Source organism: Ruminococcus sp. FMBCY1 (genome assembly GCF_023921805.1).
GTDB classification, from domain to species: domain Bacteria; phylum Bacillota; class Clostridia; order Oscillospirales; family Acutalibacteraceae; genus Ruminococcoides; species Ruminococcoides intestinale_A.
The window spans coordinates 1,040,887-1,053,579 of record NZ_CP074197.1 but is presented as its reverse complement, the minus strand read 5'-3'; the positions used below and the strand labels follow the sequence as shown (position 1 = coordinate 1,053,579).

Here is a 12,693-nt window from a genome sequence, read left to right as displayed (position 1 = left end):
AAAAATAATTAACAAAGGAGAAAACCAATATGTCAAGCAATAACAATCAGCTTAATGTACCACAGGCAAAGGAAGCAATGGAACGCTTTAAGATGGAATGTGCAAACGAAGTGGGCGTAAACCTTAAACAGGGTTATAACGGCGACTTAACATCAAGAGAAGCCGGTTCGGTAGGCGGACAGATGGTTAAAAAGATGATTGAATCATACGAAAACAGTATGAAATAATTTGATTTAATAAATAAATCATAAAAATATATCGGGGCATATGGCAACAGCTGTATGCTCCGATGTTTATTATGCAATATTATTCTTAAAATATCAGTTGATTTTCAAATTATGCTCTTTTATGTACTCCAAAAGTGCTCTGCAACCATTGTCAATGTCGGTGTAAGTAACATCAAAATTGCCTGTGTACCATGGATCTGCCACATCTCGTGAATAATTGGTAAACTCAAGCAGGCGGTGAATTTTCTTTTCATTGTCAAAACCGACTATCCGCTGTAAATTGCGCAAATTCATAGAATCCATAGCAATTATGTAATCATAATTTTTGTAATCGTCTTTGGTAATCTGCACAGCATGGTGTGAGGTGAACGGAATGTTCATTTCTGTTAATTTTGCCTTTGTTCCACGATGAATACCGTTGCCGATTTCCTCCGTACTTGTCGCAGATGAATTAATTAAAAATTTATCGGCAAGCTTGTTATCCGCAACAATTTTTTTCATTACAAATTCCGCCATAGGTGATCGGCAAATATTCCCATGGCACACAAACATTATTTTAATCAAAGTACAATTCCTCCCGATTTGCCGTAATATGCCGAGATTTGCAAGGGCAAAATGAGTATAACAGGAATGAGTATCACTTTTAAAATTACCTCAAAACACGCAAATCAAGGCAAAATGTGGCATATTAAATTTTCCAAAAGTAGTCAAATAGTAGTCAGTTAGGGGGGTGCAAAAGCAATTTTTACTTGTTATAATTCTTTGCAAGAACTATTATTGCAAATTCAAGCTATCGTTAATGGGGTTGAAAGATGATTTTATTATAGCATAAAATCCATTTAGTCACAACTGAACGAATTCAGCTTTGATGGACTTGTGCAACACCTAAAACATATTATTTACTTTTGAATTTCCTTAATCAAATATGTTTTTCCTTGAAATAATACTTCATCACCAATATAACATCCTATAAGACTTTTTGCCAATGGTGGAATTTTTGTAGAGTTTGGGAGATAGTTTACGAGTATTGATTTTATTTCATCAGTTTCTTTCACATACACATTCACTATTTGACCAACAACTACATATTCATTTTGAGTACTTTTTTCAATGTTCTCTTCTGGTATTTCATTACCATCAATATCCATATCTTCGTATTCTTCGGATTCAGCCTCAATTTCCACACTTTGCTGATCACCTTGTATAATACCATAAATATTATCAATGAGCATGTCTGCAATTTCATCTTCATCGAGACAGTCCAAAACAACTCCACCACCCACTGCATTTAAAAACTGCAATGATGGTCTTATATGTTCCTTGAGTGATAGTTGTATGTTTTCATCTTTGAAGTTCTTGAATGCCTTAACGATACCGTTCAAAATAATCGGATTTGCTGAGAAATTATTACTATAAAAAATGTCCGAGATTTTACTACTAATATCGTTGCTTCCTATAATATCAAGCTTTTCAAATGGATTTACATTACTTGGATCGTACGTATTTCTACCAACCCACCAACACTTCGCTATAGAATTTCTAAATAGTCCTGCTCTTGTACCACCAGAAAAGAAAAATCTCGATTTGACATTTGATACAGCCTCCTTCTGATTTTTCGGAGATTTTGTATCATAGTCCCATCTTTTTCTCAGATAACTATAATATACAGAGTGACACATTCCTGCCCATAACCTTTCATCACAAGCCTGTGACTCTGTTAAAAATGACAAATGCTTATAAATAATTTTACAGTTAGCAAACTCAACTTCACCTTTGGACATATCAGAATCTATAGGTGCTAATTGGAAATCCTGTATCTCTTTGAACTCAACAAATGGATCTCCTCCGCAGACTTTCCATAGCCATTTATTATCTTTTTCTGTGAAGTACATATTATAAACCGTATCAAGATTTGATTTGAGGATGTCCAATGCTTCTTTTTTCATAAAATATAATTTCATTTAGATATCATCCTCTTCCTCAACATTTTCAAACAAATCTGCAAATTTTCTTAATGCAGCATTTAACGGTAGCTCCATTGCTTCTTGAGCTAGCTGAACAGATGTCTTATCCGAATTCAACAGTTCATCTGCCAAGTCGATTCCACGCTTCTCATAAGCTTTGGACAAAGAAACATACCAATTTCTTCCCGAGTAATTATCAATGCCATTCTCTTGTTTTAATTCTTCGAAAACATATACCAGTGCTGGGAAAATCATCATAGAATTCAATATCGGCTGAAGTTCTTCTTTATCGCAGAAGCGAGAATAAATCTCATATTCCTGTAACCCTACCCCGATACCGATTTGTGCTGTTGAAAGATCTATCTCCATCGGTTTTGGCTCAGATGTTAATCGCTTATACACCTTAAAAATGGAACTTGCACTGTTAAATTCCTCATAATTTTTTACAATATCAATTACGGGTATATTTTTGTACGCAAGAATACTTCCTTTCGACAATTCAAATGACAATCCTTGGTAATCATCGTCCCATTTAGAATTTACAAAGTGAGAAACATCTTTTTTTGTCGCTATTAAAACGATAATTTCAATTCTTCCGTTGATTCTTCCAATAGGGATTTCCTTACTGACATGGTTTGAAATATCATGAATTGCAGTTCTGAAAGATGTGTTAGCACACTCAATATGAATCACATATTCAGCATCACCTGCCAAAATCATTCTTTGGAGATCCTTGTTATCCATCTCAATATCGAAATCAAACTGGAGATTATTCACACCATTCATCTTATACTGCACTTCAGCATCGAAAATGGAATCAACATAATCATCTCTTTCTTCACTTAAAACTGGATATGTATATAATCTTTTAGTTATGTTCATATACATTTACCTCCATTGCATAATCTCGGTTATCTAGCAGAGCAATTTCAAACTGGACTTTTTCATTCCCTTTCATACTAGAAAAGCTAACACCTTCAGAACTCTTCTTTACACCTATACACCCCATCAATCCTGATGCGGAATAGATTGCAAGCCTATTTGATTTCCCATTCTCTCCAACCGTAACAATCTCAACGTGTCCTGCACAAATATCTCGTGGCAAGATAAAGGAAACTCTGTATGTGTTTCTTGATGTTTTTATTACCCTAACATTCTTAAGTTCTTGGTTTATATCTCCGCCATATCTTTTATGCACAGTGTCATGTCCACCTGTTGTCGCTTTACCCTTATGTGTATCTTTTTTACTTCTATGTCTTGTACCGCCCAAATTACGTGTTGTTGGATCGTTACCATCAGTACCCACGATACCTTCTGTATCAGTGTTTTTCGATTTGCCATTTCCTTCACTCCCATAAAACAATCCCTTTGGTTTGTTTTTGGACGCTCTGGGTTGAATTGTAATAGACCCAATTGTATCTTGAAGACTTTCCTTATCATCATCTCCACTTTGAGTAGCCTTATCTGATTCTCTTTGAAGAACTCCTGCCAATCCTTCAACCTCAATTTCATCATCACTAGAATGCTCGCCTAAAGTCTGAATACAATCTCTTATCCAATTTCTTAATTCATTATTATATTCTTTAGCCAATGATACATTCGTTGAGTGTCTACTTGGTAACCACTTGTCGTGAGCCGGGGTTTCCATTTCTCTAAAAAACTCATTGAGCTCTTTTCCTTCCATCTCAAGTATGCCAGAAAACGAAATAATTCTTGACATATTTCCAAGTGCAAACAGCTTCATCCCTGAAGATCTAGTAATCAAAATTTTTTTATTTAATTTTTCTGATGAATCAACTAATATACTAAGTTTTAATGTCCCTAATCCATGGAAATCTCTTGTAAACACTTTTGTTTCTGGACGAGTCAGTACCTGATAGTACCAATATGCATTTTTAATCTTTGCATTATATGAATTAAGATATCTTGACAATGTTGAACTATCAATTTTTCTATTAGCAACTGTTACGCTCAACAAATTTTTATGAATCGCCATTAAAAAATTTTCAAGCACTTCATTAATAACGTTCCGATCCCAGTCTGTACCGGCATTAAATCCATACACAAAAACATCCGTTCCAATTTCAGTTCTTTTGCAAAGCTGTTCCAATTCGTTGATAGAATTAACTGGCAAATTTCCTTGTGGGTTTCCATAATAGCCTATTCCGGTGGTCATTGTGTTCATACTATCATTTAAATCTTCCGGAAAAGATATAAAACGAGACATTCCCTGTGCAGCAGTTTCTTGTGCTTCATTCAAAGTTCTATAAAAAACCAATCTATAGTTTGAATTAGTAAAAGGGGCATTCTTACCTATTCCAAATGCTCCGGCTTTATCCCCTGTTTTAGTTGCGCCACCATCAAGTTTAGTTAATGCATTCCAACCCTCGTCACTATCTTCATACGGATGACTCAGTCCGGTTGTATTAAAGTCACTGACACGCAGTACAATTGTAGTTTGTTGTTTGATTGAGTTCAGTGCCTTAGCTAATACCTTGATTGTCTTCTCACTATTCTTTTTTGACCAGTAATCGTATGCTTTTTTTATTTTAGATGCATATTGCTCATAACCAGGTATGTCTGATGAAGATATTCTGTACTGTTCAAATTCAACTCTTACAGTCGCATTTTTACCTTCAACTGCTGCATCCAATGAATTTTGACAAATCTCTCGTGCTAACGATTGTATTTCTGTTCCAGTAAAAGTCTCAATCCCCGCATCCGATACACCACGTACTTGTCCAAATCCATTGTGCGGAAAATTCCACTCATTAGTCATTTGCATCACCTCAATGAAAATTTACTGTCTTTATTACTGTTATCTTGATACTTGTTTTTGCAAGCTTTTAATTCTGATTCTAGTGCAGAGAAAATTTTTTTCACGTCTTCATCTGTATATTCATAAGTTGCAGTATTTGAGCAATTACTCAATAGCCTGACCATGTCAATGATTTTATTTGTTCTAGCCTCAGCAACTCTTATAAATTTATCATGTTTTGATTCAGTCATATTTTTCTCCTTTTCGTTTTGCTTTTATTATATTTTAATTATTTCTACATTATTTGTCAATTGCTTTTAGCTATTTTGAAATTATTTTTATAATAAATAAAATCGCAAATTGCAATAGCAAGTTGAAACAATAAAAATATCCTATCCACTGAAGCAGAAATTTTGGAGTTATCGCAATAAGAAATGTTATCACAAACATTTAAGTAGCATATATTCTGTCCAATCGATTATCAAACAGTTCCTTGGTGTGTGATAGTTAAGAATTTTTCTTGGCAGTTCATTGATTACATCAGAAAAGAAGAGTATATCTTCTGCACTATAGTCATCTATGCTTTTCCCTTTAGGAATGAACCGTCTTAACATTTTGTTGTGACATTCATTAGTTCCTTTTTCACAAGATGTGTATGGATGAGTAAAATACACGGATATTCCGTTATTTTCTATGTTCGATAGATTGGCAAACTCAGAACCGTTGTCGCCTGTGATACTTTTAAACACTTCGGATTTCTTAGTTCCAAAGCGATTAACCAGACTTTGTAGGGCTTCATCTATAGCCATTGATGAATGATCTTTTATTTTTGCCCACAAAGACATTCGTGTTTTTCTTTTGACTATTGTCATTATGGCCGGCTTTGTATCTTTCTTTTTGCAAAGCACACTGTCTATTTCCAAATGACCGAATTTTTCCCCTAAATTTACTGTTTCAGGGCGTTCTTCAATGATTTTGCCAAGTTTTTTTCTGCTTTTTCGAGTGCTTGAGGATTTGATATTTCTTTTCAGCTTTTCCGGTAAATCTATGTTTTCGATTGGCAGTAATCCTAAATCCGCATAGTTGTAAAGTGTTTTGGTACATACCATTTCATCAGAAGAATAGAGACAGATATTGTATTCAATTAAAGACAAAACTGACTCCGCTTAAAATTCAATTATCTACTTTAGGTAGTCTTTTTTTGTACTGTCCATACAAATTTAGAAAGTGTATTTTTTCTTACATATTTTTCCTAAGCAAAACCTTTATCACATAAAATACATCAGACAGAAACAGCACTCACACCGTAATGATGTGAGTGCTGTTTTTATTGTACTCGAGCTTCTTCCTGTAATTTGATGAGAAACAGCTTTGCATTGGAAGTTTTGAATTCACCGATTTTGCGACTGCTTTCAACTAGCTACTCGAATTAATATTTTTTCTTTGTATTTGCTATAGGCTGGTGAGATTTGAAATCTGTTCATATTCGTAATCATTATTGTGATAGATTTCGATTTGCTTTCTTGTATTTATAATCCAACACCACTTGAAATTACAATCTGAATTTGAGTCATATCGTTTACATTAATCTGACCGTCGCAATTTATATCCGCCGCTTGTTTCTGAGTTTCTGAAAGTACCACATTACCAGCGAGGTGTCTTTGACCTAATGTAACATCGAGAATAGAAAGCGTTCCGTTACCGTCAATGTCACCAAGGAGAACATCGCTTGCTTTATCAAATGTATAGCTAATATAATATTTCTTATTTTTTCCGCCGCCTTCTTTTATGAATTTAGCATTATTGCCGTTTACCTTTGCCGTAACTGTTTCAATATCGCCCCACCCATAAATAGGAGTAACCTCAATTTTTACTGTATAGGATTTATTACTTATAAATTTACTGTCAGTCGGTGACCATTCAATTTTGTTGATATTTACATTGCCGGCAACGCAACTTGCCGTTTTGGCAGGTGCAGCACCAACTGTTGGAGCTTTGATATTAACCTCAATGTTCTGGGTTTTGTATTTGTCCGGCACGCTAACATTGATGTCAAATATCATATACCTTTTTCCGTTTGCTCTTTTTAATGTGCCTACGCTGTCTATGCCATTTACTCTTCCGTAAATGTTGTTGTTCAGTTCATAACCGCTTTTTGGAATAATCTCAAGTGCAAGACTCAGTTTTTCGCCTATAGAAATTTTGTAGCTGTCATCAAGACGCTTTCCGTACTTTGCCCACTCTACTTCGCCAATCGTGTATAGTGCATTTTCGGAGGTTTTAGGCTTTTTGTAATCACCGATTGTTTTGTTATTACACATCTCATCAAAATTGTCAAAGTAAATATCGTTCATATATTTGAGCTTTTTGTCGATTTTGATATTTACTATATTTGAATGTACGGTATTATTGCCACTTATAGCATCGCAGTATATCTGTTTGCCGTTAAGCCAGTCGCTGACATTGGTAATAAATAATTTTTTGCCTCCGGATGATGTGGAAAGCTCACCGTATCCGTTGGTTAATATATAGAGCCAGTCAATTTCTTTGCCATTTTCATCAATAATATGCCATTTATATGTGTCTGCATTTGTTGCATTAATATCAAAGGTAACAGCGTCACCAAGGTTTGGAGAATACCCGTCTGTGGGCTGAGTTGTAATAACCGGATTTGGAGCTATTATTTGAAGATGTTTTTTACCTAATGAGTTTGATACAATATTTATGTCAACTTTTTTTTCGTCATCATATACTTTGCACTTTGAAGATATTACATTTGAAAAATCAACCCTTCTTGCTAACCATTGGTCAGTTATTTTGGGCTTTGTCAAGAAAGTAATTCCGTAAGAGCCTACATATGTGCCACCTGAGATAACGGGGAGATAATCAGAATCTAATGTTGTTTTTATGCACACAGCACCTTCAAAATTATAATTATTTTCATCAAATAGTTTGAAATACCCGCCGTTAATGTTAAATGATTGCATATTTGTTGCTTCAACAGCAGCTTTTTTGGCATAGTAGTTTCCGCCGTTGATTGTGAGTTTACCGCCGTTTGCTACAACGCCAAATGCCTGTTTACGTTCATAATAGTCATCATATTCAAAGTTACCTTGGTTAATTGTAGCGGTTGTATATTCATCAAATACAATCGCATTATACAGTCCGCCAAAATGACCGTTATTAATAGTTATATTTTTATAGTCATTCTCGTAAGCGTTTTTAACTAAAGTACCGATTACAGGGCCTTTTGATGTTGCTTCAAATTTACCGCCGTTAATGGTGACATTGCCTCCCGTAATGTTTATAGCCGGCTTTTCGGTATATGTTGTATATATGCCACCGTCTATTTGCAGATTTCCTTTTGAAATAACGCAAGGAAAATCATAGTAAAACTCTGTGCTTCTTGCTACACCCTTTATATTGCTCAATCTTAGGCTTGCACCCTTTGCAACATTAAATATACATCTGTTATTGTTTCCTGAGAAAAAACTGAATGTAGTGTTGTTATCGTTTAAACTTGAAGTATCAAACTGAAGTATTCTAAGACTACCACGTTTAATGTTAAAAAGACAATCATCATAAAGGGTTTCCCTTGAAATTTTAAATTTATTCATATTAATAGTAATTTCAGCTTTTGGATCATCTAAGCATAACTCATTATTTTGTTTTGAGTCTTCTATAACTTCATAGCCATTGTAACTATTGGTAAAATTTATAGTAATCCATTGCTTTCCGCCTTTTGCAAGTGCGGCTTTAAGCTCGTCATAGCTTTTAACAATAATCTGATTGCTTCTTTTTGGAATTGTAAGTGAATCAAATTCATAATTGCAGCCGCCGCATTTTTTATACCATCTGCCATCTGTTGTATTGGTAGGCTGCTTGTCAACATACCAATGCTCTCTTCCTTTATAAGATGATTCGCTATGAGTATAAACTGTATCAAGCATTTTTTTACCGCAGGTTTTGCATAACTCATAATGCTCAAAAATGTCATATGCCTTTGCTCCGCTTGTGTGGATATGGTCTTTAGGAGAACAAATAATTCTTTTTGTCGCACATAATAAAACAGTATCGTTATCGGAAAGATAATTGGGATCAATATAAGTATCATCCGGAAGCTGACTTTTCAATGTGGATACAGGCATAAACATTCTTTCTTCCGATGCTTCAAGCAAATTGTTATCTGTATCATAAAATTCAACATCTGCTTGCATTCCATATGGTATTGTTTGATTTCTTACAACAAACATAGAATAAAAATAATAACTTTCTGTATCAACAAACTTTGGAAGGTCATTCGTTTCTTCACTTATTGAACCGAGAAGACTATTATAGAAATTTTCAAATTCTTTTGGTTCAATTGAAGCACTAATACTGTCGTTGTCTGAACTCCAAACTGTACCAAGTAATTCATACTTTAAATTACCGCTGTATTTAATATTATGATCAGGTTTTGCGTCAGGTCGTGGGTAGGTAATATTGCTGATTTTTATGTTACAGGTTACTGCATTTGTTGATATAAGCGACAACGGCAATACAGAAACAGCCATAAGTACCGAAAGCCCAATGCTGAGCAGTTTTTTTGAGAGTTTTGCTTTCATGTTTTTTCCTCCTTTATTTTGAATTGCAATATTTTTTTGCTAATAAATATAAATAGTTTTGAATATCAGTATCAAAGCTATAATCCGATACTGTAAGTTCTTGCTGATTTTCCCACTTTGTCGTGATTGAGTATGTAGTTATGTCGCAAGCATCGTATGGTATATTTTTATGATTGCTATATAAATTATAAAGATTATTTTTTTTTGCGAAATTTTGAATTTTTAAAAACTCATTATAAGCTATTTTTTTATTTTCAAATTCTATATGCTTACCGCTTAATTCAAAATTCTCAATGGTACAATCTGCTGAAAAGTAAGCCTTACTGTCTTTTGTGTATGCTGTAAAGCTATAACAATAATTATAGTTTGAATGGTTACAACTTATGCTTATATATTCAAGCTGAGGTGAAAAAGTTGATTTGTTTTTATCTTTGCAACTGTTAAATAAAAATATATTGAGTATACACAATAAAATCACAACCGATTTTTTCATTTTCAAAATAATAATATTCTATAAAACAAATAAAGGCAGATGAGTAAAAACACATCTGCCTTGTAATTTACTATCAGTTAGACTTCTTATTCATTACCGCACCAACAATAAAGAGTACAGGTAATACAAGGCCTATTATGAGTGACACGAAATTAAAGCCACTACCGCCAACCGCACCAATAATAATGCCGAGTAAATTAAATATTGCAACAATAATACCGAACACTAAGCACGAGGTTGCTTTTTCGGGCTTTGCACAATTTTTTACACCAATGATACCTGCAATAAGCTCAGCAACCGAACCCAGAATCATAACAACACATGAAGTATAAATTATTGTCGGATTAAGTTGAACAGAGGAAAGGTCGCCGTCTGTGAAGTAAGTTAAAGTGCCTACACTTGCAATGGCAATAATGCTCATGATAATAGAAATTGCACCGCCGATAATCATTAAAATACCAACGACTTTAAGTAATCCTTTTCCTTTCATTAAAAAAACCACCTTTTCAATATATTTGTACAGGAGATATATCCTTGATACAATTATATTGTACAGTAACTTATAATATTTTGCCCTACCCATTTGGGTAGTTTTGGCAAAATTACTGTAAATAAAAGGTGGCAAAGTTATATTTTGTTATATTTTAATATAGAGGGTTGATGTAACCGCTTGAAATCATAATAATTGCAAGCTGAGCAACACTTGAGCATCCGGTTTTTGAAAGCAGATTACCAATGTGATATTTTACTGTGTTTTCCGAGATATAAAGCTCCGAGGCAATCTCTCCTCTTGATTTATGCTTGCAAATTAATCTGAGAATTTGCATTTCTCTTTCAGTAAAAGGAGTTTCACCCTTTGGCAAAGGAATTGTTTTGGGTTCAGGAAAATATTTTTCTCCATTCAGCACTTTTCGTATTGTATCAATAAAAAATGTCATACTTTTGCTTTTATATACAAATGCGTCTGCACCTGCCTCTTTAGCACGAGGAGAATAAGATATTTCATCAAAGCCGCTCATAACCACTACCTTAATATCTTTAAAATTCTGTTTGATATTTTCTGTAGCAACAAGTCCGGAGGAGTATCCCTCTGTGCATACATCTAACAGTACAATATCGGGACTTAGCCTTTCACATAAAAGCACACAATCGTTCGCATTTGCACTTTCGCCAACAACGCAAAAATCATCTTTTTTCTCAAACATTTCTTTAAAAGCTTCTCTGACAGAAGTGTGGTCGTCAACAATCAATACTTTAATCATAGTTTTCACCCTCCTTTACGGTTAACTCAACTGCGAAATGCGGATATGGTGTAACACTGAGGGTTCCACCGAGCATTTCTGCTTTATTTTTAAGTCCGGAAAGTCCTGTGCCAAGTTGGATTGTAGTACAGGTATTTGTTCCGTTATCTGTGATTTTAAGAGAATTAATGCCATCCTTGCTCTTGATTTCTGCACGCACTTTTGTGGCAAGTGAATGTCTGACCGCATTTGTACTGCATTCTCGTATTGTTTCTACAAAAAGTGCGGCTATATCATTATCATACGGCATTTCTCCGATTATTGCAAGCTCAACACCTATTGATGACATTACTTCTTGCAGGAGAATCAGACTTTTATCAGATGCATTTTTTTCATCCGATAATATATCTTTCATTATACTGTTACAGAATTTTTCAATAGCATCAGCGTCTATATTATCATCTTTATTCTGTAATTTTCGCAAAAGTACAGAAAGCTTTTGTCCCAGTAAATCGTGTACTCTTGTGCGTATCTGTAACAGAGCACCCTCTTTGCATGAGGTTTCAAGATTATTTAGCTGAAAATTCAGTTCATTACCTTTTTGAACAAGTCTTGCTTTCAAGCTCAATAGCTCCTGCATTGCATTCATCTGTTCTGTAACATTTGTGGAGGTAATCAGAAAGTATGGATTTTTCTTTATATACATTTCGGTTTGTTTAATCATATAATAAGAATTTTTAACTTTGCAAACTGTTTGCTGATTTTGTGTGTTGGAAATATTACGGATTTCGTTTATAAACTTTAGTCCGCTTGTAAATTCTTTATTAAAAATCTCCGTCATCAAATTACTTATGCAATGATTTGCAAGCAGAATCTGCCCGTCATTTCTGCAAAATAAAATTCCTGTATTGAGTGCGTCTATTGATTCCTTTACAGAAAGCGGAGTTATAGTGTTTCGTTTTAATTTACTTACTTTTAATATTAAATGTACACTTCTTATAATAAACATTATCAGTGCAGTAAAAAGAACAACTGTAAATGTACCGTTTGCAAGATGATTTGCAAATGGCAGCAATGGCAGAGCAAAGCATATTGATAATGTTATGTGTGCTTGCTTTAAATAAACAGCAGTTGCAATAAGCATAATTAAAAACAAAATGGATGCTATGTACCCAACAGCTAAATATTGTTCGGGATAATAAATTGATATATTAGTTTGGTAATAAATGCAGGAATATATATAACCATAAATAAATTGCAGCAGTATTACGGAAAATTCAAATGATAGTTCGCAAACATATTTAAAACCTTTTGCTCCACTGTTAAATTTGTATATAAATGCAAAGCATTGCATACAAATGCCTGCAATTATCAAGATACAAACTAAAATTCGCACAAATTCAGGA

The 12,693-nt window shown here is 34.1% G+C and carries 12 protein-coding genes; 1 reads left to right on the top strand and 11 read right to left on the bottom strand.

The window, feature by feature from the left end; all coding sequences use genetic code 11:
• Positions 1-29: 29 nt before the first annotated feature.
• The gene (locus KGF34_RS05085) at positions 30-227 is read left to right on the top strand and encodes an alpha/beta-type small acid-soluble spore protein (protein ID WP_022233969.1); all 198 of its coding nucleotides are present in this window, start codon (positions 30-32) and stop codon (positions 225-227) included.
• Positions 228-320: 93 nt separating this feature from the next.
• On the opposite strand, the gene KGF34_RS05080 is transcribed toward KGF34_RS05085, so the two are convergent.
• The 11 genes from KGF34_RS05080 to KGF34_RS05030 all read right to left on the bottom strand — a co-directional run bounded on the left by KGF34_RS05080 (position 321) and on the right by KGF34_RS05030 (position 12,362).
• Positions 321-791 (bottom strand): low molecular weight protein-tyrosine-phosphatase, encoded by a 471-nt coding sequence (locus tag KGF34_RS05080; RefSeq protein ID WP_252560085.1) that lies wholly within the window; start codon positions 789-791, stop codon positions 321-323.
• 335 nt (positions 792-1,126) lie between these two features.
• Positions 1,127-2,188: a DUF6339 family protein gene (locus KGF34_RS05075; RefSeq protein ID WP_252560083.1), complete on the bottom strand. Its 1,062-nt coding sequence runs from the start codon at positions 2,186-2,188 to the stop codon at positions 1,127-1,129.
• The gene (locus tag KGF34_RS05070; protein WP_252560074.1) at positions 2,189-3,073 is read right to left on the bottom strand and encodes a hypothetical protein; all 885 of its coding nucleotides are present in this window, start codon (positions 3,071-3,073) and stop codon (positions 2,189-2,191) included.
• The gene (locus KGF34_RS05065; RefSeq protein ID WP_252560072.1) at positions 3,060-4,970 is read right to left on the bottom strand and encodes a hypothetical protein; all 1,911 of its coding nucleotides are present in this window, start codon (positions 4,968-4,970) and stop codon (positions 3,060-3,062) included. The genes KGF34_RS05070 and KGF34_RS05065 overlap by 14 nt, the downstream gene beginning before the upstream one ends.
• A 5-nt stretch (positions 4,971-4,975) precedes the next feature.
• Positions 4,976-5,200, bottom strand: a complete 225-nt coding sequence (locus KGF34_RS05060; protein WP_252560069.1) for a hypothetical protein — start codon at positions 5,198-5,200, stop codon at positions 4,976-4,978.
• A gap of 189 nt (positions 5,201-5,389) precedes the next feature.
• Complete coding sequence (locus tag KGF34_RS05055) at positions 5,390-6,103, bottom strand: IS30 family transposase (protein ID WP_252560067.1); 714 nt, start codon at positions 6,101-6,103, stop codon at positions 5,390-5,392.
• A 375-nt stretch (positions 6,104-6,478) separates the two neighbouring features.
• On the bottom strand, positions 6,479-9,553 hold the full coding sequence (locus KGF34_RS05050; protein WP_252560065.1) for a dockerin type I domain-containing protein: 3,075 nt from the start codon (positions 9,551-9,553) through the stop codon (positions 6,479-6,481).
• 13 nt (positions 9,554-9,566) lie between these two features.
• The gene (locus tag KGF34_RS05045) at positions 9,567-10,046 is read right to left on the bottom strand and encodes a hypothetical protein (RefSeq protein WP_252560063.1); all 480 of its coding nucleotides are present in this window, start codon (positions 10,044-10,046) and stop codon (positions 9,567-9,569) included.
• A 73-nt stretch (positions 10,047-10,119) separates the two neighbouring features.
• A complete protein-coding gene (locus tag KGF34_RS05040) occupies positions 10,120-10,536 on the bottom strand; it encodes a hypothetical protein (protein ID WP_252560061.1) in 417 nt (138 codons plus the stop codon).
• A gap of 154 nt (positions 10,537-10,690) precedes the next feature.
• A complete protein-coding gene (locus KGF34_RS05035; RefSeq protein ID WP_252560059.1) occupies positions 10,691-11,308 on the bottom strand; it encodes a response regulator transcription factor in 618 nt (205 codons plus the stop codon).
• On the bottom strand, positions 11,301-12,362 hold the full coding sequence (locus KGF34_RS05030) for a hypothetical protein (RefSeq protein WP_252560057.1): 1,062 nt from the start codon (positions 12,360-12,362) through the stop codon (positions 11,301-11,303). Before KGF34_RS05030 ends, KGF34_RS05035 begins: the two co-directional genes overlap by 8 nt.
• Positions 12,363-12,693 lie beyond the last annotated feature (331 nt).